This window comes from Bacteroides caecicola (assembly GCF_023337095.1).
Classification (GTDB): domain Bacteria; phylum Bacteroidota; class Bacteroidia; order Bacteroidales; family Bacteroidaceae; genus Phocaeicola; species Phocaeicola gallinarum.
Genome location: NZ_JAMBLM010000006.1, coordinates 51,971 through 77,138, shown reverse-complemented (window position 1 = coordinate 77,138; position 25,168 = coordinate 51,971). Strand labels below are relative to the sequence as shown.

The window sequence follows — 25,168 nt, the reverse complement described above, 5'->3', positions numbered from 1 at the left end:
TTAGTGAATATCCGTTACATACAATATAATTCGTTGACTTTCATCCTCAGATATCTGTTGATGGAAATCAGGGCACAAAGTCCGGTGATGGTAACTCCGAATATGAAGACGGCACCCATGACCACCGCCATGACAGTAGGTGTGATGATTTCTACCAAGTCGGGCTCGTATCTGACAAGGAAGTACGCCATTCCCATGAGCAGGGCGTCTGCCAGTGCAGCAGCCAAGATGCCCACCCAGATATTACGCACAAGGAAAGGTCGCCGGATGAATCCCCATCCTGCGCCTACCAGCTTCATGGTATGGATGAGGAAACGCTTTGAGTAAATGGTCAGGCGGATGGTATTGTTGATTAAGGCAAACGAAATGAGTGTCAACAGCGCCGCCAGCCCCAGTAATACCACACTTATTTTCTGTAAGTTGCGGTTCACCGAGTCAATCAAGTCTTGCGGGTAGTTTACCTCAATAATATTTTTATTGTCCATCAGTTTCTCCTGAATCCAGCTCAGGCTGTCAGAGTTGATGTATTCTGCTTTGAGCTTTACTTCGATGGAAGCCTCGAAAGGATTATACCCCAGAAATTCGGCAGGGTCTGTACCCATGGCGCGCGTCTGCTCCTGCAATGCCTGTTTCTTGGAAATGTAGAAAGTCTGTTTTACAAAAGGTTCGGAGTTTAATTTTTCTTGAAACCCGATAATCTCCTGTTCTTTTATCTGGTCATCGAACACGATGGAAAACGTAATGTTTTCGCGTACGTACGCCGAAAGGTTTCCGGCAGCCAGTACGAAAAACACCACCATCCCCAATAAGAGCAACACCAACATGGTGCTGATGGCAGAGGTGATAAACTGCATATCGAAGAACGAACCCGTTTTTTTTCCCATCGTAATCATTGTTTTTTTCTGAAGACATAAATCATCGAGCTGCTCCGGTCTTTTTTCGCAAGAGAGGCAGCCCATGCTTTTGCTCCGGTTATCATTCCTTTCAGCACGTAGCATGGCGTCTTTTTATACTTTTCCGTAAGCATCGATACGTAGAACGCATCGAAAGGCATGGGGCGCCGCTGGGTTAAGATAAACCCATGTTTGGCCCCGAACTGCTGCATGGTGGAAGGCGTAAAATGCCATAAGTGGCGTGGAACATCGTATGCTGCCCACATTTCCTTATATTTTTGTGCGTCAAACGAATCTGCATTGGGTACGGCTATAATCAAAACGCCACGGTCTTTCAAAATGCGCCCCAGTGTTTCCCACGTTTCGTTCAGATGCTCCAAATGTTCCATCACGTGCCAAAGCGTAATGGCATCAAACGACTTGTCGGGATATGTGCCGAGCGTTTCGGGCGTATCAATGTCTAAGCCGAAATGTTCCTTTGCGAAAGCGCGTGCCTGCGGGCTTTTTTCAATGGCAGATACCCGCCAGCCTTTTTTCTGCATGAAGTGGGGGAAATATCCTGTACCCGTACCGATATCCAATAAATATCCGCGGCTCAATCCGCAGCTATGTTTGATAAGGCGGCTTTTCCTGCCCAACATGTAGCGACGAACGTAATGGTAAACGCGGTTCATCAGCCCTTTGTGGGTATCAGTATGCGAAATGTAGTCCGGGCTTTCGTAATAACGTCCGATTTCGTTTTCCGCCGGAACCGATTGGGTGAATAAGAAACCACATGTCCGGCAGCGGCATATCTCGAACGGTTCTCCCGTTGCATAATGATCCTTACAGGTCATTACCGACTCAAACTGGTCTTTTCCGCAGAGCGGACATTTATTTATCTTAAATACGTTCACTTTAAACCCTAATTTGGTGCAAAATAACAAATAAATCAGGGATGGCACGATTTTCTTTAAACGTTTTTAAGAGTTAAAGGTTGAAAAGCGGGCAAACAGTGATGAAATAGGCGACTGAAAGGAGGGTATTGCCCGCCAGAGACGGGTGGCGGACGGCATTGGTTTGCTAAGTTTCTGGTATGAAATTTATAACCCGGCAGGCTGGGTTGTACGACCCGCCTTAGTGAGTTATATAACCCGGCAAGGTGAGTTGTATAACTCTCCATGCCGGGTTATAAAATTTGTGCTTATGTTTTTATAAATCCATTTCGGAAAGTGCGGTTTCCTTATGGAATGCACCGGTATTGGTTTGCGGCGAAAAGCGGTATTACCATTTTACCGGTTCGTTTAAGATGCATCCGTCGGCCGCATCTTCGGGCGTAAACGTATTGCCTTTATATTGTACGCAGAGCATGATGAGCGGCGATGTTCCGTTGTTGCGTACGGAGCGTTTTCCGTCCGGTGCCACACGTACTACGCTGCCCTCCTGTATCGGGAATACCTGTCCGTCTACCTGAAATTCTCCCGTACCGCTCAAGAAGAAATACAATTCTTCGTGTGTTTTGTGTGTGTGGAGGAAACCGGTTTCTGTGCCGGGTTGAAACATTTGGAATGAAAACTCTCCGCCTGTGGCTTGCAGTGCCGTGCCGCCGAATACTTTTCCGGGGATTTTTACATCTGGTCCTAATTCCAATACATAATTGTTCAGTTCGTTTAATTTGCCGATGTTGATGGCGCTAAAATTCGCAGCTGTTGCGATTGGTTCAATCTGTTTCATAATCTTCTTGTTTTTATAGGTTGGTTATTCGCTTTGTATTGTATTCTTACTCTCTTTTCGATACCACAAAGGTATGCTTCATTTATCTAATAAACAAGAGGTTACAAAAGTGTGTGTTAGTTACCTCAATCTCACTTTTGCAGAAAAACAGCAGGTTATTCCGGTAAAAAAGATGAAAAAAATTTTTCCTTCCGTGCTTCTTTCGGAAAGGCTTGTGCAGAGGAAACGGGGGAATATTCGCTGCGCCGTACACGTTTATCTTTTCTTCCTTGATAAACTTTAAGACAATGAACGCTTTTCAGTAGTAATATCTTTACTATCTTTGCGGCTATTGAACAAAAAACAAGCATTTAATAATGAAACAGTACAACAAGATTAACAATCTGGTAGGTTGGTTAGCCTTTGTCATAGCGGCGGTGACGTACTGCATGACCATCGAGCCTACTGCCAGTTTCTGGGATTGCCCGGAGTTTATCACTACAGGCTATAAGCTGGAAGTCGGACATCCGCCCGGCGCACCGTTTTTTATGTTGACGGCTAATCTGTTTAGCCAGTTTGCATCCGACCCTTCGCACGTGGCGATGATGGTTAACATAATGAGCGCACTCATGAGTGCGGCGTGTATTCTTTTCCTCTTTTGGAGCATCACGTACTTGGCAAAGAAACTGATTTGTCCGAACGATGCCGACCTGACCACAGGAAAAGTTATAGCCATTATGGGGTCGGGCTTGGTAGGAGCATTGGCTTATACGTGGAGCGATACGTTCTGGTTCAGTGCCGTAGAGGGTGAAGTATATGCCTACTCCAGTTTGTTTACGGCATTGGTATTCTGGCTCATCCTGAAGTGGGATAACCGTGCAGACGAACCTCACAGCGACCGCTGGCTGATTCTGATAGCTTACCTTACGGGGCTTTCTATCGGTGTCCATCTGTTGAACTTGTTGTGTATCCCTGCCATCGTATTGGTTTATTATTATAAGAAGCATCCCCATGCCACGCTGAAAGGCAGTCTTGCGGCACTTGTAGGTTCAATGGTGCTGGTGGCTGTGGTGCTGTATGGCATTGTTCCGGGAATCGTGAAGGTAGGCGGATGGTTCGAGCTGCTGTTTGTCAACGATTTCGGGCTGCCGTTTAATACCGGACTGATTATTTACATCATTATCCTTGCGGCAAGCATTATATGGGGAGTTTACGAGAGCTACACCGTGCGCAGCCGTAAACGTATGAATATCTCTTTCCTCACCACGGTAGGACTGTTGGGCATTCCTTTTTATGGTCATGGATGGGGAAGCGTGCTTATCGGTGTCATCGTATTGGCTGTTCTTGCCATTTACCTGTTCGCCAACCTGAATGAGAAATACCGCGTCAGTGCCCGTACCATGAATACCAGCTTGCTCGCGCTGATGATGATTGTGGTAGGTTATTCTTCGTATGCGGTTATCGTGATTCGTTCGTCTGCCAATACGCCGATGGACCAGAATTCTCCCGAAGACATCTTCACGCTGGGCGAATATTTAGGACGTGAGCAATACGGAACCCGCCCGCTGTTCTACGGGCAGACGTATGCTTCCAAACCTGCTCTGAAAGAAGTGGACGGGGGATGTATGTACGATGTCGTAGAAGGCGCTCCCGTTTACCAGCGTAAGGAAAAAGAATCGCCCGATGAAAAAGACAGCTACGAAGTGGTACGTAACAAGACGGAATACAGATATGCGCAGAATATGTTATTCCCGCGTATGTGGAGCGATGCGCCCGGACATCCGCAGGCATACGAGGACTGGCTGGGAGGCATCGACGGAAAAGAAGTGCCCTACGACCAGTGCGGAACCATGATGACGGTAAAAGTGCCTACCCAGTGGGATAATATCCGCTTCTTCTTTATCTACCAGTTGAATTACATGTACTGGCGTTACTTTATGTGGAACTTTGCAGGACGTCAGAATGACATACAGGGGCAAGGCGAAATCGAACACGGAAACTGGATTACCGGTATTCCGTTTATCGACAATGCCTTGATCGGCGACCAATCCTTACTGCCCGACGAGCTGAAAAATAACAAAGGACACAACGTGTTCTTCTGCCTGCCGCTGATATTGGGACTCATCGGACTGTTCTGGCAGGCCTATCGCGGCGAACGGGGCATCCAGCAATTCTGGATTGTATTCTTCTTGTTCTTCATGACCGGATTGGCCATTGTGCTGTATTTGAATCAGGCTCCTCAGCAGGTACGTGAGCGTGACTACGCTTATGCCGGTTCGTTCTACGGGTTCGCTATCTGGATAGGTCTGGGCGTTGCTGCCATTGCCGAATTCCTCCGGAAGAAGATGGGCGAGAAGCCGGCAGCTGTATTGGCAAGTGTGGTTTGCTTGTGCGTTCCGATACAGATGGTAAGCCAGACATGGGACGACCACGACCGCAGCGGGCGTTATACTTGCCGTGACTTCGGACAGAACTATCTGAATTCCGTGCCCGATAAAGGAAACCCCATCTTGTTTACCAACGGCGATAACGATACTTTCCCCTTGTGGTATAATCAGGAAACCGAAGGTGTGCGTACGGATGTACGGGTTTGTAACCTGAGCTACCTGCAAACCGACTGGTATATCGACCAGATGCGCCGTCCGGCATACGACTCGCCTTCTGTACCTATCGACTGGGAACGTATCGATTACGTGTCCGGACACAACGAGGCAGTCTATGTGCGTCCCGAAGCAATGGAAACCATCAATAACTATTACAAGCAGAATCCGGAAGAGGCAAAGAAAGAATTCGGTGACAATCCCTACGAACTGAAGAATATCCTGAAGTATTGGGTACGTAATCCGAAGGACAGCGAATTGCAGATGATTCCTACCGACAGCCTCGTGATTAAGCTGGATAAGGAAGCCATCAAGCGTTCGGGCATGATGACTCCTGATTCCATTCCCGATTACATGCACATCTCACTGAAAGGCAAACGTGTGCTTTATAAGAGCGAACTCATGATGCTTGAAATGCTTGCCAACACCAACTGGGAGCGTCCGCTGTACATGGCGATAACCGTAGGCTCGGATAATCATCTGAACCTGACAAACAACTTCTTGCAAGAAGGATTGGCTTATCGCATTACGCCGTTCGATAACACGAAGACAGGACGACGTGTTGATTCGGAAAAAATGTATGAGAACCTGATGAAGAAGTTCAAGTTCGGCGGCATCGATAACCCGGACATTTATTTGGATGAAACCACACTCCGCATGTGCGATACCCATCGCCGCATGTTCGTGGTATTGGCAAGCCAGCTTATCCGCGAGGGCAAGAACGACAAAGCGCTCGAAGTGCTTGATTACTGCGAAAAAGTAATCCCCGGCACTACCGTTCCTCACGATTATATCATGAGCAGTTCGAAAGAAATGGCTGATGACTATATTAAGCTGGGACATCCGGAGAAGGCAATGACTATCTTGGAACATCTGGCTAAAAATTCTACTGAATATATCCGGTGGTATTTGAGCTTGGATGATGTGCGTTTCGCTGCCTCATACGAGAATTGTATGCGTCATTTTTACATTCTGGATGATGTATGTAAGAGCATGGCTAATGTGAAATCAGACAAGGGAGGAGAAGAAAACCATCCTTCGTCATTGCGTTATACGAAGACGTTCGAGAATCTGTACAAGCAGCTCGAACAGCGCGTAGGCAAATAACCGGATGCTATATACTTTCCTTACGGGAAGTCTGTGCAGCAAATAATGAAATCATAAAATTGCAGGGGCGGGAGTTTTCCGTCCGAAACATTCGTCTTAATCGGTGTGTTCGGGCGGAAATCTCGCCCCTGCAATTGTTTTAACGGATAAATTTACAATTATAACAGAATTATGCTTATTGAACAACCGCCCGCGTTGTTGCGGTTTCTTTATCCGCGAGCTTTGTGGCGAATGGATAAAACGGTAAAAGCTGTTTATTTGACTTTCGATGACGGACCGATTCCTCGTGTTACGCCGTGGGTGCTGGATGTGTTAGACAAATATGGCATCCGGGCCACTTTTTTCATGGTGGGCGATAACGTGCGCAAGCATCCCGAAGAGTACCGGATGGTGGTAGAGCGTGGACATCGTGTGGGCAACCATACGTTTAACCACATCCGGGGCTTTGAGTATTCAAGTGACAATTATTTGGCGAATACCGATAAGGCAAACGACTATTTACATACTGATTTGTTCCGTCCGCCTCACGGACATTTGGGCTGGGGGCAGTACCGCACGCTCCGCAAAAAATACCGTATCGTGATGTGGGATTTGGTAACCCGCGATTACAGCAAGCGGATGAACGGGATGCAAGTGCTTGAGAATGTAAAGAAATATGCGCGTAACGGTTCGATAATCACTTTTCATGATTCGTTGAAGTCGGAACAGAATCTGAAGTACGCCTTGCCCCGCGCCATCGAGTGGTTGCTTTCGCAAGGATATGAGTTTAAAGTGTTTTAAATTCTATTCAGACCGCCTGTGAAGTGAATTTTCGCCGGAAAAGGTTATCTTTGTTTTCATAATAACCAACTTCTTTTTAACATGAATACATATACTACTACGCAGCTTGTTTTTTTCTCGCCCACTCATACCTCTGCCAAGATAGCGCGTGCCGTGGGCGAAGGCATTGGAATGGGGCGGCGCATCGAAACCGATCTCACGCTGGATGAAGACCTGACACCCATCGAAATAAGAGATGCCCTGACGGTGATAGCTGTCCCGGTTTACGGCGGACGGGTAGCACCCGTGGCGCTGCAACGCTTGAAACGTTTGCGGGGAATCAATGCTCCCGCTATATTGATAACTGTTTACGGTAATCGCGACTATGAAGACGCGCTGTTAGAACTGCGTGACACGGCGGTAGAACTTGGTTTCATGCCCCTCTCGGCTGCTGCTTTCATTGGCGAGCACAGTTACAGCACACCTGCCCGCCCGATTGCAGCCGGACGTCCCGACGCTTCCGATTTGCAAAAGGCCGAATGCTTTGGTCAAGACAGTTGGAAAAAACTCTGTGAGGTTTCCTCTTTGCCGGAACTGTTCGTAAAAGGAAATACTCCATACAAAGAACTCAAAGCCGGACAGCCTGCATGTCCCGTCTGTACGGAAAATTGTTTCGTATGCGGAGAGTGCGTTGAGGTATGTCCAACTCATGCCATTCGGGTGAGTGAAGATGGAAGCCGTATTGAAACCGATGTGAACCGCTGCATTAAATGCTGTGCGTGTGTAAAGGTATGTCCGAACGAAGCCCGGATATTTGATAATCCTTTCGCCGCTATTTTGCATGAACGGTTTAATGTACGTCGCGAGCCGGAATTATTTTTATAAAGTATGAAAGAAAAAGAAAAAAGAGTATTGGTGGGGATGAGCGGCGGAATAGACAGTTCCGCCGTTTGCATCCTGCTGCAAGAACAAGGCTATGAAGTAGTAGGAGTTACCATGCGTACGTGGGATGTTCCTTCTCATTTCTCTACACCCGGTCAGGAACAACCGGATGATGTATTGGAGGCGCAACGGTTGGCTGCCCGCCTCGGTATCGAACACCATGTAGCAGACGTGCGGAAGGAGTTCCGCCAAGTAATTGTACAGTATTTTATAGATGAATATATGAGAGGGCGCACGCCTAATCCCTGCGTAATGTGTAATCCTTTGTTCAAAGAGCGGATTCTTTGTGAATGGGCCGACCGTACAAACTGTGCATATATCGCTACGGGGCATTACTGCCGTTTGGAAGACCGCAACGGCTATCGTTACATTGTTACCGGCGATGATTCGACAAAAGACCAGTCTTATTTTCTGTGGAAACTTCCTCAAGAAATTTTGCGCCGCATGATGTTCCCGCTGGGTGGAATGACCAAAGCATCCGTGCGCGATTACCTCGCTTCGAAAGGATTTGAGGCCAAAGCAAGGGGAGGGGAGAGCATGGAAATTTGCTTTATAGATAAAGATTATCGTGAATTTCTACGCGAACATTGTCCCGATATTGATGAGCGTATCGGTGAAGGATGGTTCGTCGACAGCAAAGGAATCAAACTGGGCAAGCACAAAGGTTTTGCCTATTATACCATCGGTCAGCGCAAGGGACTTGAAATCGCTTTGGGTAAACCTGCGTATGTGCTGAAAATCAATCCGGAAAAGAATACGGTTATGTTAGGCGATGCCGAACAGTTGAGAACCCGCTACATGTTGGTGGAAGATGTCAACGTAGCCGATCGTGAAGAGTTGACAGCATGTCCCGACCTGTCTGTACGCATCCGCTATCGTAGTCGCCCTATATCCTGTCGTGTTCTTTGGCTTGAAGACGGCAGACTGTTAGTAAAGTTTGCTGAAGAAGCCTCTGCCATAGCACCCGGACAGTCGGCTGTATTCTATGAAGGTAATCGCGTGTTAGGTGGAGGATTTATAGCCTCCCAGCAAGGAATAAAGAAGATAGCGGCAGAAAAAGAAATGCTTTTTCAGAACTCCTTTTGATAAAATGTAATCATTTTACTTGATTATTGTGATAAATTGTTATTTGTAGCGTATGTATAGATGCAAATGTTAACCAATCGTTCCATGTAAGATATTTTGTGTATCGCCTTTTTGCTTTTCTCTTTTGTCTTTAGAAAGTTATATTCTATTTTTGCAATCAAACTGTTATTGATTAGTAGTAATAAGAAGATAAAAGAAAGCAAACACCAATGAAAAGTAGTAATTTTATTAGAGAGGAAAGTAAAGACAAGGCTACGGGTTCGCAACGTACATTAGGATTGTATGATGCTGCGAACGAACACGATGCCTGTGGTGTGGGCATGATAGTGGACATCCACGGAAATAAGTCACACGAATTGGTAGATTCGGCACTGAAAGTATTGGAAAACCTGAAGCACCGTGGCGCTGAAGGTGCAGATAACAAGACGGGCGACGGTGCGGGCATCATGTTACAAATACCGCATGAATTTATTTTGCTGCAAGGTATCCCTGTCCCCGAAAAGGGGAAATACGGAACGGGGCTGGTATTTCTTCCCAAATCGTCCTCCGAACAGTCTTCCATTTTGCGTGTGCTGATAGAGGAGATCGAGCGTGAGGGTTTGGTGTTGATGCATCTTCGCTCAGTTCCGGTTAATAGTTCGGTATTGGGTGCGAGTGCCGCCGAGACGGAACCGGACATCAAGCAAGTGTTTATTACGGGTGCATCGGCTACGGAGAACCTTGAGCGTACGCTCTATCGGGTGCGCAAACGGATAGAGCGGAGGGTTACGCACAAGGATTTTTATATCGTGTCGCTGTCAAGCCGTACGCTGGTGTATAAGGGGATGCTCTCATCGGTTCAGCTGCGGACGTATTTTTCTGACCTGACACATCCTTATCTGACAAGCGGCCTTGCCATCGTGCACTCGCGTTTCAGTACGAACACGTTTCCCACGTGGAGCCTTGCGCAGCCTTTCCGCCTGTTGGCGCATAACGGTGAAATAAACACGATACGGGGCAACCGGGGGTGGATAGAGGCGCGTGAGGGGGTGCTTTCCACGCCGCTGCTGGGCGATGTGAGGGATATACGCCCCATTGTGCAACCGGGGATGAGCGACAGCGCGTCGCTTGATAACGTGTTGGAGTTTCTGGTGATGTCGGGGCTAGACCTGCCGCACGCCATGGCGATGCTTGTGCCGGAATCGTTCAACGATAAGAATCCCATCAGCGAAGACCTGAAGGCGTTTTACGAGTATCATTCCATCTTGATGGAGCCGTGGGACGGGCCGGCGGCGCTGCTCTTCAGCGACGGGCGTTACGCGGGGGGAATGTTGGACCGTAATGGCCTGCGTCCGGCGCGTTACCTGATTACGAAAGACGGTATGATGGTGGTGGCGAGCGAGGCAGGGGTGATAAACTTCGACCCGGAGGCCATCAGCGCGAAGGGACGCCTGCAGCCGGGGAAGATGTTGCTGGTGGATACACAGCAGGGATGTATTTATTATGACGAACAGATAAAGGAGGCTCTTGCCTCGGCAAAGCCTTACCGTCGGTGGCTGGCGGCGAACCGCATTGAGCTGGACACGCTGAAAAGCGGGCGGAAGGTGGAAAACGGGGTGGACGATTGTGCCCGCAGGTTGCGTGCGTTCGGCTTTACGCGCGAGGACGTGGAGCGCACCGTGGCGCCCATGTGTACGACGGGTGCCGAGCCTGTGGCGTCAATGGGTAACGACACGCCGCTGGCGGTGCTGTCGGACTTACCGCAGCTTTTGTTTGGTTATTTCAGACAGCAGTTTGCGCAGGTCACCAATCCGCCGGTCGACCCCATCCGCGAGGCGCTTGTGATGTCGCTCACCGAGTATATCGGGGCGGTGGGAAACAACATCCTGCTGCCCGACGAGAGCCACTGCAAGATGGTGCGTCTGCCCCATCCGATACTGACGAACACGCAGCTTGACATCTTGTGCAACATCCGTTACAAGGGATTCAAGACGGTGAAGCTGCCCATGCTCTTCGAAGCGGGAAGCGGCGAGGAGGGGCTGCGTGAGGCGGTGGCGGACTTATGTAAGGGGGCGGAAGCGGCTGTGGACGCGGGTGCTAACTACATTATCCTGTCCGACCGTGGCGTGGATGCGGGACATGTGGCGGTTCCGTCGTTGCTGGCGGTAAGCGCCGTGCACCATCATCTGATATCGGTGCAGAAGCGGGTGCAGACGGCGCTGGTAGTAGAGAGTGGTGAAATTCGAGAGGTGATGCACGCGGCGCTGCTCTTGGGCTACGGGGCAAGCGCACTTAACCCGTACATGGCTTTTGCGGTGATAGACGGTTTGGTGAAGGGGGGCGACATCCAGTTGAACTACGAGACGGCGGAACGCAACTACATACAGGCGCTATGCAAAGGGCTTTACAAGGTGATGAGCAAAATGGGTATCAGCACCATCCGTTCGTATCGCGGGGCGAAGATTTTCGAGGCGGTAGGCTTGGGCGAGGGGCTGCTGAAGACGTATTTCGGCACGCCGTGTTCCACTGTGGGAGGCATCGGGCTGAAGGAGATTGCCCGCGATTACGAGACTTTCCACCGCCGGGGGTATGCTGCCGGCGAGGTGGAGGGGCTGTTACCTCACGCCGGGCTGTCGGTTTACCGCAAGGACGGGGAGCGGCACGCTTGGAATCCGGAGACCATCGCCACGCTACAGCTTGCCACACGCACGGGTAGTTACGCGCGCTTCAAGGAGTTTACGGCGAAGGCGGACACGGAAGGGAATCCGGTTTTCCTGCGCGACTTTTTCCGTTTCAGGAAGAATCCCATCGATATTAGCAAGGTGGAGCCGGTGGAGGAGATCGTGCGCCATTTCGTGACGGGTGCCATCTCGTTCGGGGCAATCAGCAAGGAGGCTCACGAAGCGCTGGCGCTGGCGATGAACAAATTGGGGGCGCGCAGCAATACGGGCGAGGGAGGAGAGGACTCCGCGCGTTTCCATGCCACATACGACGGCATACCACTGTCGAGCAAAACCAAGCAGGTGGCTTCGGGACGCTTCGGTGTGACGGCGGAATATCTTGTCAACGCCGAGGAGATACAGATCAAGGTGGCGCAGGGTGCCAAGCCGGGTGAGGGCGGGCAGTTGCCGGGCTTCAAGGTGGATGAGGTGATAGCCCGCACGCGCCACTCCATCCCGGGCATCTCGCTGATTTCGCCCCCGCCCCATCATGACATTTATTCGATAGAGGACCTCGCACAGCTTGTCTTCGACCTGAAGAACGTGAACCCGAAGGCGTACATCAGCGTGAAGTTGGTGGCGGAAAGCGGCGTGGGAACGATTGCCGCGGGCGTGGCAAAGGCGAAGGCAGACCTGATCGTGATTTCGGGTGCAGAGGGAGGCACGGGGGCTTCTCCGGCTTCTTCGGTGCGTTATGCCGGCATCCCGCCCGAAATAGGACTAAGCGAGACGCAGCAGACGCTGGTGATGAACGGGCTGCGCGGACAGGTGCGTCTGCAGACCGACGGGCAGCTGAAGACGGGGCGCGATGTGATTTGCATGGCGCTGCTGGGGGCGGACGAGTTTGCTTTCGGCACGGCGGCGCTCATCGTGCTGGGCTGTGTGATGATGCGCAAGTGTCATGCCAACACATGCCCGGTGGGGGTGGCCACGCAGGACGAACGCCTGCGCCGCCGTTTCAGGGGACATTACGAGTATGTGGTGAACTATTTCCGTTTCCTTGCCCAAGAGGTGCGCGAGTATCTGGCGGAGATGGGCTTTACGAGGCTGGAAGACATCGTGGGCCGTACCGACCTGATCGACATTGCGCCGGCGAAGGGCGGGAAGGCTGCGCTGCTTGATTTCAGCCGCTTGCTGCACAAGGTGGATAACGGTTCGGCGCTCCACCACGTGACGAACCAGCATCACGACATCGACCATGTGATGGACGTGGGCATGATTGCCGCCGCTAAGGAGGCTCTGGAACACGGCAAGGAGGTTTCGCTGGAGTATGCGATAGCCAATACCGACCGCTCGGTGGGAGCCATGCTGTCGGGGGAGGTAGCTGCAAGGTATGGCAACGCGGGACTGCCCGACCAGACCATCAGCGTGAAGTTCAAGGGCTCGGCAGGACAGAGCTTCGGGGCGTTTCTGGCTCATGGCATCAGTTTCAGGCTGGAAGGCGAGGCGAATGATTATTTAGGCAAGGGACTGAGCGGCGGACGCATCTCGGTACAGCCTCCCGTGCGCAGCGGATTCGTGGCGGAGGAAAATACGATAGTAGGAAACACGCTGCTGTATGGTGCCACCGGCGGGGAGGTTTACATCAACGGCCGTGCGGGCGAACGTTTTGCCGTCCGTAACTCGGGAGCCATCGCCGTGGTAGAAGGCGTGGGAGACCACTGCTGCGAGTACATGACGGGCGGAAGGGTAGTCGTTCTGGGCGGAACGGGACGCAATTTCGCGGCGGGAATGAGTGGCGGAGTGGCTTACGTTTGGGACAAGAACCGCAACTTCGATTATTTCTGCAACATGGAAATGGTGGAATTGTCGCTCCTTGAAGATGCTTCCTCACGCAAGGAACTTCACGAGCTGGTGCGTCAGCATTACCTGTACACGGGCTCGCAGCTTGCACGCACGATGCTCGACAACTGGAATCGCTACATCGACGAGTTCATTCAGGTTACGCCCATCGAATATAAGAAGGTGCTGGCAGAAGAGCAGATGCGCAAGTTGCAGGAAAAGATTGCCGAAGTGCAGCGCGATTATTAACCGTGTGAAAGACTTAAAAATCAAATCAAGATATGGGAAACCCAAAAGCATTCTTAACTATACCGCGGCAGGAAGCGGGTTACCGCCCTGTCCACGACCGTATCGCCGACTTTGGCGAGGTAGAGCAAACATTAAACAGCGGGGAACGCCGCCTGCAAGCCTCGCGCTGCATGGATTGCGGAGTGCCGTTTTGCCATTGGGCATGTCCGCTGGGCAACCGTCCTCCTGAATTTCAGGATGCACTCTGGCGGGGGAAATGGCGCGAGGCGTATGAGATACTGAGCCTTACGAACGATTTCCCGGAGTTTACGGGACGCATCTGTCCGGCACTGTGCGAGAAGAGTTGTGTGCTTCAGCTCAGCATGGGAGAGCCGGTCACCATCCGCGAAGACGAGGCGGCGATTATCGAGGCTGCCTTTCGCGAGGGATTCATCCGTCCCGGCAGTTATCCGCGCAACGGGAAGCGGGTGGCGGTTATCGGATCGGGACCGGCGGGACTTGCGGCTGCCAACCAGCTAAACCGGAGGGGCTATGAGGTGACTGTGTTCGAGAAGCTGGAGTACATTGGCGGGCTGCTGCGTTTCGGCATCCCGAACTTCAAGCTCCATAAACCGATAATCGACCGGCGTCTGCACCTGATGGAACAGGAAGGCATCACATTCAAGGTTAATTCGGAAATCGACCTGAATTGCCTGCCCGAAGGTTTCGACGCTTACTGCGTATGTACCGGAACGCCGCAGGCACGCGACCTCTCCATTCCGGGACGGGAACTGAAAGGAATTCACTTTGCGATGGAGATGCTTGCCCAGCAGAACCGCGTGCTTGCCGGACAGACTTTCACGAAAGACGAACGCATCTCGGCACGGGGAAAACACGTGCTGGTAATCGGCGGCGGCGATACGGGCAGTGACTGTATCGGTACGAGCAACCGTCAGGGAGCACTGAGCGTAACCCAGATTGAAATCATGCCCAAGCCTCCCGTGGGCGAGAATCCCGATACGCCATGGCCACAGTATCCGCGGGTACTGAAAACAAGCAGCAGCCACGAAGAGGGATGTGCGCGCCGCTGGAGCTTGTCGTCCGTCCGTTTCTTGGGAAAAGGTGGACACGTTTCGGGTGTGGAAGTGGAGGAGGTGGAATGGATTCCCGATCCCGCCGGCGGACGTCCGATGATGACTCCCACGGGACGGAAGGAAACCCTTAAAGCCGACCTCGTACTGCTGGCAATGGGATTTCTGAAACCCGAACTCCCGCCGCTGCCCGAAAACGCTTTTGTGGCGGGCGACGCAGCCACGGGAGCCAGTTTGGTGGTAAGGTGCATCGCATCCGGACGCAAGGCAGCCGGAGACATCGACCGCTATTTGAGAGAATAAGATACACGATACGAAGATATACAACATACAAATACAACGATTAAAATCATGTGTGGGATAGCAGCAATATTCAACATTAAGGAACAGACACCCGCACTCCGGAACAAGGCGCTGGCGATGGCTAAGAAGATACGTCACCGCGGTCCCGACTGGAGCGGAATCTATTGTGGCGGCTCCGCCATACTTGCTCACGAGCGGCTTTCGATAGTCGACCCGCAGAGCGGCGGACAGCCCCTTTATTCACCCGACCGCCGGCAGATTCTTGCCGTGAACGGTGAGATATACAACCACCGCGACATCCGTCGCCGCTACGAAGGACGGTACGACTTCCGTACTGGGAGCGATTGTGAGGTCATCTTGGCGCTTTACCGCGACAAAGGGATACGCTTTCTGGAAGAACTGAACGGTATATTCGCCTTCGCCCTTTACGACGAGGAGCGCGACGAGTTTCTCATCGCACGCGACCCGATAGGCGTCATTCCCTTTTATATCGGCTACGATGCCGATGGTACGGTGTACTGCGCCAGCGAGCTGAAAGCACTGGAAGGCTTCTGCGAGCGTTACGAACCTTTCCTGCCCGGACATTACTATTCGAGCCGCGAGGGGAAGATGGTGCGCTGGTATCGGCGCGACTGGTTTGAATACGACGGAGTGGATACCGGCGGTGCAGACGAGCCCCGCGCTGCCTCCTTCCGCATCAGGGAAGCCCTCGAAGACGCCGTGCGCCGCCAGCTCATGAGCGACGTGCCCTACGGCGTACTGCTTTCGGGCGGGCTCGATAGCTCCGTCATCTCCGCCATCGCCAAGAAATATGCGTCGCGCAGGGTAGAGACCGACGGGCGGAAAGAAGCATGGTGGCCCCGCCTGCACTCGTTTGCCATCGGGCTGAAAGGTGCCCCCGACTTGGAGAAGGCGCGCGAGGTGGCCGACTTCATCGGCACCGTCCACCACGAAATCCATTACACCATCGACGAGGGACTCGACGCCCTGCGCGATGTCATCTATTATATTGAGACTTACGATGTCACCACCGTGCGTGCGTCTACCCCGATGTACCTGCTGGCGCGTGTCATCCGCAGCATGGGCATCAAAATGGTGCTGAGCGGCGAGGGAGCCGACGAGGTGTTCGGCGGATACCTCTACTTCCACAAGGCGCCCGATGCCCGCGCCTTCCACGAAGAAACCGTGCGCAAGCTCTCCAAACTCTACCAGTACGACTGCCTGCGCGCCAACAAGTCGCTTGCCGCATGGGGCGTCGAAGGGCGCGTTCCCTTCCTCGACAAGGAGTTCCTTGACGTGGCGATGCACACCGACCCCCGCCTCAAGATGTGTCCGGGCAGCGTGATAGAAAAGAAAATCGTGCGCGAGGCGTTTGCCGACATGCTTCCTCCCGGCGTGGCGTGGCGGCAGAAAGAACAGTTCAGCGACGGGGTGGGATACAGCTGGATAGACACCCTCAAGGAAGTGACCGCGCGCGCCGTGACCGACGACGAGATGGCACACGCCGCCCTCCGCTTCCCCATCAATCCGCCTCGCAACAAAGAAGAATACTACTACCGCAGCATCTTCGAGGAATACTTCCCCTCGCGCAGCGCCGCCCTCAGTGTGCCCAGTGTGCCCAGCGTGGCGTGCTCCACGGCGGAAGCCCTCGCATGGGATGCGTCATTTAAGAACATGAACGAGCCGAGCGGACGCGCCGTGACGGGCGTACACGCCGACGCTTATACCCAAACCCCTGCTGCCCATGAAAGTTAAGTTTACTAAAATGCACGGGGCGGGAAACGACTACATCTACGTCGACACCCTGCGCTATCCCATCGCTGACCCCCGCCGCGCCGCCATCGAGTGGAGCCGCCCCCATACGGGCATCGGCAGCGACGGGCTGGTGCTGATAGGCGCTTCATCGGTTGCCGACTTCAGTATGCGCATTTTCAATGCCGACGGCTCCGAGGCGATGATGTGCGGAAACGCCAGCCGCTGTATTGGCAAGTACCTCTACGAGCGCGGGCTGACGGATAAGACCGAAATCAGGCTTGAAACGCTTTCGGGCGTGAAAACGCTCCACCTCCACGTCTCCCCCCAAAGGCAGGTAGACGCCGTGACGGTCGACATGGGCGTTCCCACGCTCATCCGCCGCGTGGAGCTGGGCGCGGGCTACCCCTTCGGCGAAGGTATCGCCCTGTCAATGGGCAATCCCCACTTGGTGATATTCGTTGACGATGCCGAAAGCGTCGACCTGCCCGGAGTGGGTCCGCTGCTGGAGCACCATCCCCTGTTCCCCCACCGCGTGAACGTGGAGTTCGCCCAAATAACCGGCGATGCCGAAATCCGGATGCGCGTGTGGGAGCGCGGTTCGGGCATCACCCAAGCCTGCGGCACGGGCGCCTGTGCCACCGCTGTGGCGGCAGCCTTCACCCACCGTTCGCCTCGCCGTTCGGCAGTGCGGATGGACGGCGGCACGCTGCTGATTCACTGGAGCGAGGCCGACGGTACCGTGCGCATGACCGGGCCTGCCGTGAGCGTGTTCGACGGCGAAATCTCCCTCCCCGGATAAGCCCTTCGCAGCGTACCGTTACGCTACCGCAAGCGATGCCTTGCGCTACCCATAGCGCAGGCCTGCACTACGGGTAGCGTAACGATGCGCTTCGGGTAGCGTTCCGGCACTCCCGCCGGGACATACCGTCACAAATAAAAAACAGCAAGATCATATCAGTAAAACCGGCAAGACGGCGGCATGTCAGCCGCTGGCCTGCAAAAGAAATACACCTATGTCAACAGTAAACCCCCATTACCTGAAACTCTCAGCGAGTTACCTTTTTTCTGAAATAGCACACCGCGTAGACCAATACCTTGCGCAGAACCCCGGCAGCAGGCTCATCCGTTTGGGCATCGGCGACGTGACCCGCCCCTTGCCCGCCGCCTCCATTGAGGCGATGCACCGCGCCGTCGACGAGCTGGCATCTGCCGACACCTTCCACGGCTACGGTCCCGAACAGGGCTACGGCTTCCTGCGTGAGGCCATCGTCCGCCATGACTTCGCCCCGCTGGGCGTGAACCTCTCGCCCGACGAAGTGTTTGTGAGCGACGGTGCCAAGAGCGACACTGCCAACATCGGCGAGCTGCTCGACACCCCCGCCACCATCGCCGTGACTGACCCCGTCTACCCCGTCTACGTCGATACCAACGTGATGGCGGGCCGTGCCGGTGAACCCTGTCCCGACGGCCGCTGGAGTCGCATCACTTACCTGTCCTCCACGGCTGAAAACGGCTTCGTGCCCGATCTGCCCCGCCGCCGTCCCGACCTCATTTATCTCTGCTACCCCAACAACCCCACCGGTACCACGCTCACCCGCGCCGAACTGAAACGGTGGGTTGACTATGCGCTTGAGAACGATTCGCTCATCGTGTTCGACGCTGCTTACGAGGCATACATCACTCATCCCGACATTCCCCACACCATCTACGAGATACCGGGCGCCGAGCGCGTGGCGGTAGAAATACGCAGCTTCTCGAAGACCGCCGGCTTTACGGGCGTGCGCTGCGGTTACACCGTGGTGCCCCACGGCGTGACACTCTCTGCCCCCGGCGGCGGCCGCGTGTCACTCAACCCCTTGTGGAACCGCCGCCAGACTACCAAGTTCAACGGCGCGAGCTACATCGCCCAGCGCGGTGCCGAAGCCGTCTACACCCCCGAAGGCCGTCAGCAGGTGTGCCAAGCTGTGGGCTACTACATGGAAAACGCCCGCCTCATGCTCGCCGCCCTGCGCTCCGCCGGCCTTGAGGTGTACGGCGGCACGGATGCCCCCTACCTCTGGCTCAAAGCCCCCGGCGGGCAAACCTCATGGCAGTTCTTCGACCACCTGCTGCGCTGTGCCGGCATCGTCACCACCCCCGGCTCCGGCTTCGGTCCGTCGGGCGAGGGCTACCTGCGGCTCACTGCCTTCGGTAAACGCGACGACTGCGCCGAAGCCATGCGCCGCTTGCAGGCAGGGCTGTAGTCCTACCCCCTCTTGCGGTAACTCGCCACCGCCCACGTGCCCAGCACCGCGGCAAATCCCGCCATCACAGCAAGGTTCGCCGCCACATCGGTCACCCCTCCGCCCTTGAGATACACTGTGCGCATCACCTCCATGAAGTAACGCAGCGGGTTCAGGTAGGTAACGGCCTGCGCCCACGGCGGCATACTGGCAATGGGCGTAAACAGCCCGCTCATGAGGATGAACACCAACATGCAGAACCACATGACGAACATCGCCTGCTGCATGGTGGCAGAATGGTTCGAGATGACCAGCCCCAGCCCCGACATCACCAGCACGAACACCCCTGCCGCGAGAAACACCGTGGCAGGGCTTCCCGCCGGGCTGATGCCGTACATCGCTCGCGCCAGCCCCATGCACAGCGTCAGCACCACCGCGCCCATCGCCCAGTAAGGCAGCAGCTTGGCAAGGGTGAACGCCGTGCGTCCCACGGGCGTAACGTTCATCTGCTCCATGGTGCCCGCCTCCTTCTCGCTCACCACGTTCAGCGCCGGCAGAAATCCGCACAGCATTACCAGCACAAGTGCCATCAGTGCCGGAACCATGAACACCTTGTAGTCTGAGTGTGGGTTGAAACGGTAGCGCACTGACGGGACAGGGGAGGACGTATCCATCAAAATTTGCGTGAGATACGAGCTGCCTAATGCTCCTTTCGTGCCGTTTACAGTGTTTACCGCCACCATCACTTCGGCAGTCCTTCCGTTTATTTGCTCCTTCTCAAATCCGCGCGGAATCTCCAATATCAGGTCTGCGCGGTCTTTCTCAATGGCTTCCAGCCCCGCACGATACGAAGACGGCAGCTCTGCCAGCTTGAAGTAGCGCGATGCCCCGATGCGGTGTACCAACCGTGTCGACATCTCGCTGTGGTCATTGTCGATGACAGCCACACGCAGGTTTTCGATTTCCATTGTGGCAGCCCACGGCATGACGAGCATCACCATACACGGAAACAGCAGAATCAGCCTCGGCAAGAAACTGTTTCGGCGCAGTTGCCGGAACTCTTTTTCGATAAGGTAACGTAATATCATAACATGCCTCCTTTCGTGTTAATCCAATCGTTTTTTAAACAGGCGCGCTGTCAGTGCCACCAGTGCCAGCGCCATGACGGTAAGCACTGCCACCTCTGTTGCCACGTATGCAGGCGGCACACCCTCTATCATGAGCCGGCGTACCGCTCCTATGTACCACCGCGCAGGTATGGCGCAAGCCACCGCTTGCAGTACGGGTGGCATACTTTCTACCGGGAATATCAGACCCGACAACAATACCGTGGGCAACAGCAGCAACAACGCCGACGCCAGCAACGCCGCCACTTGCGTACGTACCACGCACGAAATGAGCAGGCCCAGCGCCAGTGAAACGAAAATAAACAGCAGCGATACCCCTATCAGCGCAGCGAGGCTTCCTGCTATGGGAACGTCTAACACCAGCACAGCCAACAGCAGGATGGTGGTCAGGTTGACGAGCGACAACACAAGGTAGGGGACAGATTTGGAGAGGATAATGAACAGCGCTCCGGCAGGAGAAACAAGCAGCACCTCCATCGTGCCTGTTTCTTTCTCGCGGACAATGGAGATTGAAGTCATCATGGCACAAATCAGCATCAGTATCAGTCCCATTACTCCCGGTACAAAGTTGTACGCGCTCTTCATTTGCGGGTTGTAAAGCAATTTGGTCGTGACCTTCAGATGCGGTTCACCCGCTTCGGCAGACAGGTTGGCAGTAAGAGATTGACGTATGGCCGACAATACGTTTTGGGCGTATGCAGTTCGCGTCAGTGCCAGATTGGGGTCGGTGGCATCCACTATCAGTTGAACGCTCTCGCTGTCAAAACGCCCCCGTTGCAAGTCATCAGGCAAGACCACAGCCAGTTCTATTCGGTTTTGTCTGAATAATCGCTCTACTTCTTTTACAGAGCCGGTTACGTATTTTACGGAAAAATACTCTCCGGCATCGAGCCGGTCGATAAGATAATGCGCGTCTGCATTGAGATTCGGTGCTACTACCGCCGTCTTTATGTCTTTCACTTCGGTAGAGATGGCAAAACCGAATAGAATAATTTGTACGATGGGCATACCGATAAGTATCAGCATCGTGCGGCGGTCTCGCAAGATGTGATGAAATTCTTTCCAGACGAATGCAAAGAATTGTTTCATGGCTCTCAGTATCTTTATCTGTTATATACTTATTTATACTAATGACACTCAAAATCCCCGTGCCAGTTTCCTGAACACTTCGTCCATGTCTTTGGCTTCAAACTGCTTTTTCAGTTCATCGGGAGTTCCGATGGCTCGTATTCGTCCGTCTACCATCATCGATATACGGTCGCAGTATTCAGCTTCGTCCATGCAGTGCGTGGTAACGAAAAAGGTAATACCTCGGGCGGATGCTTGGTAAATCAACTCCCAGAATTGTCGGCGCGTGGCAGGATCGACACCACCCGTAGGTTCGTCGAGGAACACAAGGTGCGGGTTATGAATAACTGCTACGCCGAATGCCAGCCGCTGTTTCCATCCCGGCGGAAGTTTGCGCACTAAGGTGTCACGCTCTTCATACAGCCCGATGCTGTGTAACATCGTTTCGATTCGGGAAGCAATTTCGTTGGAAGGAACACCGTAAATACCGGCAAACAAACGCATGTTTTCCCATACTTTCAAATCTTCGTACAGTGAAAATTTCTGGCTCATGTATCCGATGTTCTTTTTTATCTCTTCGCTTTGAGTACGTACGTCGAACCCCAAAACCTTCGCTTCTCCTCCGGAAGGTATGCTCAAGCCACAAAGGATACGCATGGCGGTTGTTTTTCCGGCTCCATTGGCTCCGAGGAATCCGAACACTTCCCCGCGTTCCACCTCAAATGAAATTCCGTCGACGGCGGTAAACGTACCGAATCGTTTTACCAGCCCTTTCACGCTAATGGCAAGTTGGTTTTCTGCTGCGGGAGGATTTCTCTCCAGTTTAGGCGGACAAAGAATTTCTTTGAATCTTTCCAGTATTTCCGGAGGTGTTCCAATGCCTCGGATATGTCCCTCATGAATAAATGCGATGCGGTGACACATGCTTGCCTCGTCCATAAAGGGCGTAGACACCACAATGGTAATTCCCTGTTTGCTTAATCTCTCCAGTATTGTCCAAAACTCTCTGCGCGATACCGGATCTACTCCCGTGGTAGGTTCGTCGAGCAGCAACACTTCCGGGCTGTGAACCAAAGCGCAGCAAAGTGCGAGTTTCTGTTTCATCCCGCCGGATAGTGCTCCCGCCCGCCGTTTGCGAAACGGTTCTATCTGCCGATAGATGTCATTTATCAGTTCGCGGTGTGCCGCCACGGAGGTACCGAACAGTGTGGCAAAAAAGTTCAGGTTTTCTTCTACCGTCAAATCTTGATACAGCGAAAACTTTCCGGGCATGTATCCTGTGCGTCTACGGATAGCCTTATACTCTTTTTCTGTATCAAATCCGCATACATACGCCGTACCCTTTTCGGCAGAAACCAGCGTGGCAATGATGCGGAAGAGAGTCGTTTTCCCGGCTCCGTCCGGACCTATCAATCCGAATATCTCTCCCCGCTTTACGTGGAAAGACACATCGCTCAGTGCTTCGGTCACCCCGTAGTGTTTGGTAATATGATTTACTTCGATGATACTTTCCATATCCGTTCGTTTTTTGCTTATTGCTGCGTTTCGTTGTTAAACTTTACTTCGCCGTACATGCCCAGTTTGATGAATCCGTCATTGTGTACTGCTATTTTCACGGCATATACTTGGTGAGAGCGTTCATCGTTGGTAAGGATGGTTTTAGGTGTAAATTCGGCTTCGTCGGCAATCCATGTTACTGTGCCTTCGTATGGAATACGGTTGTCGTCACCAAAATCGGCGAATACTTTTACTTTACTTCCTAATTTTATTTGCGACAACTGGGTGGATGTTATGTAAGCGCGTAGGAAAACATGCTCCATATCGGCTATTTTAAACAACGGCTTGCCGATGGATGCCACTTCGCCCGGCTCGGCATATTTGGCAAGCACCGTTCCGCTGATAGGAGCAAGGACATGGCATTTGCGCAATTGGTCTTCGATTTGGGCTACTTGGATGGCTACCGAAGAACTTTGCTCGTTGAGGCTTGTCGTACTGTTGGTCAGCGTAGAAAGTTGAGCGTCCAACTGTCGGCGCAGGACGGCGAGCTGCGAATCCCAGTCGTCTAACTGCTTACGGTTGGCAGCGTTGGCTTTCAACAGATTTGCCACACGTTCCCGTTCGCGTTCCGCTTTAGCTATTTGTTCTTGCGTAGAGGCAATTTGCTTGCGGATGTCAGGTCGTTGGCTTTTTACGGATTTCATGTTTGCCTCTAATTGCAATTTCTTCAAGTAAAGCTGTACGGTATCTATCAGTCCTACCTCTTCATGTTGTTTCAGTACGGTTCCTTCTTCCGCGTTGAGTTGAAACAGTCTTCCGTTGGCTTCTGCCGATACGATGATTTCAGTCGCTTCGAATGTCCCCGTGGCATCAAAATCCTCATTGGAGCGGCAAGCCGACAGGCCTGTCGCTATGATAGTGGCAAGGAGTAAATGTAAGCGTCTCATAAATGTATATTTTTAGGTTATCTTTAATTGGTTAAGTGCTTTTGTTCGTAAATCTCCATCAGTAACTGTATTTCGTGTTGCGCTTTTGTTTGCCGGGCAAGATTTTCGGCAGTCAGTTCCCGAAGCATCTCAGTTACAGTCAGTGTCCCGTTGGCTACTTTGGCTTCGGCTGAGCGGCGTATGTTGGACCGCAGGCGAATAATTTCATCGTCTTTTTCCATTTGTTGGCGTAAAGCATGGATGGCTCCCTCCTGTTCGGCAAGCTGCAAGTGGGTATTCAGTAAGAACACGTCGCGTTTGCTTGCTATTTGTAGCTGTTCGGTATCGAGTTTCCGTCTGTCATTCTTCAAGGTATACAGGCTTCCGAAATTCCAATTCATCCGTGCCCCTACGATGTAGTAAGCCTCGAATTTGTCTTTCAGCATGTTCAATCCCGGATTGCCGTAACCTCCTTGTGCGAACAGACTGAGTCGCGGCAAATATCCTGTGCGCAAATGTTGGCGGCGAATGTCGAGCGTATGTTCTTGCGCGTCGTATAGCGATAATTCCGGACGCCGGATAACGAGAGCTGATTCTTCGGCTGGCAGAACGGGACGTTCTAAAAGGATATCGGGCGAAAGCTCTTTTCCCGTGAGCAGCGCAAGCATCCGTACGTAAGACCGTCGGTTGGTTTCGAGAGTGATTCGCTGTTGTTTATTGTTGAGTATCTCTACATTTACGGCATCCACATCCGCATCGTTTGCCGTACCGTTGTCGCGATAAGCCGAAACGTTTTGCAAATTTCTTTCGAGTTCTTCGTGGAATAAGGCGTTTTGTTTCAGTTGCTCATCTATCAGTAAGATGCCGAAGAAAATCTGATTCACCTGTTCGTTGAGCGCATACATGCTTACGTCCAACTGGCGGGTTGCTTCGTCCGATTCGGCTTCTACCTGACGTTTCCGGCTTCGTATCTCTCCGCCGTCCCAAATGTTCTGGCGCACTTCCGCCACTATCTGGTACTGGTCTTTGGGCAGTCCGTGAAAGTCTACTTCGGGAATCGAAAACGGCAAAGTGGTCGCATCGCTTTGGTAAGAGGCTTTTCCGCTTATCGAAAGTTGAGGCAAGTTTCCCCGTGTAGCATTCGAAAGGGTGTATTGTTCCGATAAGCGAATCAGGTCGTATTGCCTTGCCAGCGGGTAATTTTGTTGTGCGGCAGCCCGACATTCGTCCAAAGTCACCTGTCCGAAAGTAGAAAGGCAGAAGCCACAAAACAGCATCAATAAACAGGTTCGTATCATAAATAAGTCGATTTTGAGGTTCTTTTTGCAAATATAGATTGTTCTGTCCATATTAAGAAGTTCCATTGTTTGCTTTGAATGTTCTGTTTGTTT

The 25,168-nt window shown here is 52.7% G+C and carries 17 protein-coding genes; 9 read left to right on the top strand and 8 right to left on the bottom strand.

All coding sequences use genetic code 11. The annotated features are described in order from the left end of the window. Positions 1 to 14: 14 nt before the first annotated feature. The 3 genes from M3085_RS07555 to M3085_RS07545 all read right to left on the bottom strand — a co-directional run bounded on the left by M3085_RS07555 (position 15) and on the right by M3085_RS07545 (position 2,606). The gene (locus M3085_RS07555) at positions 15 to 884 is read right to left on the bottom strand and encodes a cell division protein FtsX (protein WP_204500293.1); all 870 of its coding nucleotides are present in this window, start codon (positions 882 to 884) and stop codon (positions 15 to 17) included. 5 nt (positions 885 to 889) lie between these two features. Beyond that, a complete protein-coding gene (locus M3085_RS07550; protein WP_249052693.1) occupies positions 890 to 1,789 on the bottom strand; it encodes a class I SAM-dependent methyltransferase in 900 nt (299 codons plus the stop codon). A 367-nt stretch (positions 1,790 to 2,156) separates the two neighbouring features. After that, positions 2,157 to 2,606: a cupin domain-containing protein gene (locus tag M3085_RS07545; protein WP_249052691.1), complete on the bottom strand. Its 450-nt coding sequence runs from the start codon at positions 2,604 to 2,606 to the stop codon at positions 2,157 to 2,159. Between the two features lie 356 nt (positions 2,607 to 2,962). Here M3085_RS07545 and M3085_RS07540 point away from each other — a divergent pair, with 356 nt between their 5' ends. From M3085_RS07540 to M3085_RS07500, 9 genes are all read left to right on the top strand, one after another. Continuing rightward, complete coding sequence (locus tag M3085_RS07540) at positions 2,963 to 6,292, top strand: DUF2723 domain-containing protein (protein WP_178256793.1); 3,330 nt, start codon at positions 2,963 to 2,965, stop codon at positions 6,290 to 6,292. Between the two features lie 171 nt (positions 6,293 to 6,463). After that, positions 6,464 to 7,072: a polysaccharide deacetylase family protein gene (locus M3085_RS07535; RefSeq protein ID WP_178256792.1), complete on the top strand. Its 609-nt coding sequence runs from the start codon at positions 6,464 to 6,466 to the stop codon at positions 7,070 to 7,072. Positions 7,073 to 7,153: 81 nt separating this feature from the next. Then, on the top strand, positions 7,154 to 7,936 hold the full coding sequence (locus M3085_RS07530) for a 4Fe-4S binding protein (RefSeq protein WP_204500296.1): 783 nt from the start codon (positions 7,154 to 7,156) through the stop codon (positions 7,934 to 7,936). Positions 7,937 to 7,939: 3 nt separating this feature from the next. Beyond that, the gene (gene mnmA / locus M3085_RS07525; RefSeq protein WP_191710720.1) at positions 7,940 to 9,079 is read left to right on the top strand and encodes a tRNA 2-thiouridine(34) synthase MnmA; all 1,140 of its coding nucleotides are present in this window, start codon (positions 7,940 to 7,942) and stop codon (positions 9,077 to 9,079) included. Positions 9,080 to 9,288: 209 nt separating this feature from the next. Next, a complete protein-coding gene (gene gltB / locus M3085_RS07520) occupies positions 9,289 to 13,809 on the top strand; it encodes a glutamate synthase large subunit (protein ID WP_178256789.1) in 4,521 nt (1,506 codons plus the stop codon). A 32-nt stretch (positions 13,810 to 13,841) separates the two neighbouring features. Beyond that, positions 13,842 to 15,182 (top strand): glutamate synthase subunit beta, encoded by a 1,341-nt coding sequence (locus M3085_RS07515; protein WP_191710722.1) that lies wholly within the window; start codon positions 13,842 to 13,844, stop codon positions 15,180 to 15,182. Between the two features lie 48 nt (positions 15,183 to 15,230). Next, positions 15,231 to 16,937, top strand: a complete 1,707-nt coding sequence (asnB, locus tag M3085_RS07510; RefSeq protein WP_249052690.1) for an asparagine synthase B — start codon at positions 15,231 to 15,233, stop codon at positions 16,935 to 16,937. Continuing rightward, the gene (gene dapF / locus M3085_RS07505) at positions 16,921 to 17,736 is read left to right on the top strand and encodes a diaminopimelate epimerase (RefSeq protein ID WP_288732976.1); all 816 of its coding nucleotides are present in this window, start codon (positions 16,921 to 16,923) and stop codon (positions 17,734 to 17,736) included. The genes asnB and dapF overlap by 17 nt, the downstream gene beginning before the upstream one ends. Before the next feature lie 214 nt (positions 17,737 to 17,950). Further along, positions 17,951 to 19,180 carry an LL-diaminopimelate aminotransferase gene (locus M3085_RS07500; protein WP_249052689.1) on the top strand — a complete coding sequence of 410 codons (1,230 nt, stop codon included), beginning with the start codon at positions 17,951 to 17,953 and terminating at the stop codon, positions 19,178 to 19,180. 2 nt (positions 19,181 to 19,182) lie between these two features. Here the strand turns inward: M3085_RS07500 and M3085_RS07495 are convergent, their stop codons facing one another. The 5 genes from M3085_RS07495 to M3085_RS07475 are packed head-to-tail and all read right to left on the bottom strand — an operon-like array spanning position 19,183 to position 25,075. Beyond that, a complete protein-coding gene (locus M3085_RS07495) occupies positions 19,183 to 20,244 on the bottom strand; it encodes an ABC transporter permease (protein ID WP_191710786.1) in 1,062 nt (353 codons plus the stop codon). 21 nt (positions 20,245 to 20,265) lie between these two features. After that, complete coding sequence (locus M3085_RS07490) at positions 20,266 to 21,375, bottom strand: ABC transporter permease (protein WP_178256784.1); 1,110 nt, start codon at positions 21,373 to 21,375, stop codon at positions 20,266 to 20,268. A 48-nt stretch (positions 21,376 to 21,423) separates the two neighbouring features. Next, entirely contained in the window at positions 21,424 to 22,869 is a 1,446-nt protein-coding gene (locus tag M3085_RS07485; protein WP_249052688.1) for an ATP-binding cassette domain-containing protein, read from the bottom strand. A 17-nt stretch (positions 22,870 to 22,886) separates the two neighbouring features. Beyond that, entirely contained in the window at positions 22,887 to 23,798 is a 912-nt protein-coding gene (locus M3085_RS07480; RefSeq protein ID WP_178256782.1) for an HlyD family secretion protein, read from the bottom strand. Positions 23,799 to 23,821: 23 nt separating this feature from the next. Then, entirely contained in the window at positions 23,822 to 25,075 is a 1,254-nt protein-coding gene (locus M3085_RS07475) for a TolC family protein (protein WP_204500312.1), read from the bottom strand. Positions 25,076 to 25,168 lie beyond the last annotated feature (93 nt).

Bases quoted from the DNA above. Each gene is read 5' to 3' on its own strand.
- M3085_RS07555 (WP_204500293.1), bottom strand. From the start codon at position 884: ATGGGAAAAAAAACGGGTTCGTTCTTCGATATGCAGTTTATCACCTCT.
- M3085_RS07500 (WP_249052689.1), top strand. From the start codon at position 17,951: ATGTCAACAGTAAACCCCCATTACCTGAAACTCTCAGCGAGTTACCTT.
- M3085_RS07490 (WP_178256784.1), bottom strand. From the start codon at position 21,375: ATGAAACAATTCTTTGCATTCGTCTGGAAAGAATTTCATCACATCTTG.
- M3085_RS07535 (WP_178256792.1), top strand. From the start codon at position 6,464: ATGCTTATTGAACAACCGCCCGCGTTGTTGCGGTTTCTTTATCCGCGA.
- M3085_RS07540 (WP_178256793.1), top strand. From the start codon at position 2,963: ATGAAACAGTACAACAAGATTAACAATCTGGTAGGTTGGTTAGCCTTT.
- M3085_RS07545 (WP_249052691.1), bottom strand. From the start codon at position 2,606: ATGAAACAGATTGAACCAATCGCAACAGCTGCGAATTTTAGCGCCATC.
- M3085_RS07480 (WP_178256782.1), bottom strand. From the start codon at position 23,798: ATGAGACGCTTACATTTACTCCTTGCCACTATCATAGCGACAGGCCTG.
- gltB (WP_178256789.1), top strand. From the start codon at position 9,289: ATGAAAAGTAGTAATTTTATTAGAGAGGAAAGTAAAGACAAGGCTACG.
- M3085_RS07485 (WP_249052688.1), bottom strand. From the start codon at position 22,869: ATGGAAAGTATCATCGAAGTAAATCATATTACCAAACACTACGGGGTG.
- M3085_RS07515 (WP_191710722.1), top strand. From the start codon at position 13,842: ATGGGAAACCCAAAAGCATTCTTAACTATACCGCGGCAGGAAGCGGGT.
- M3085_RS07530 (WP_204500296.1), top strand. From the start codon at position 7,154: ATGAATACATATACTACTACGCAGCTTGTTTTTTTCTCGCCCACTCAT.
- mnmA (WP_191710720.1), top strand. From the start codon at position 7,940: ATGAAAGAAAAAGAAAAAAGAGTATTGGTGGGGATGAGCGGCGGAATA.
- asnB (WP_249052690.1), top strand. From the start codon at position 15,231: ATGTGTGGGATAGCAGCAATATTCAACATTAAGGAACAGACACCCGCA.
- M3085_RS07475 (WP_204500312.1), bottom strand. From the start codon at position 25,075: ATGATACGAACCTGTTTATTGATGCTGTTTTGTGGCTTCTGCCTTTCT.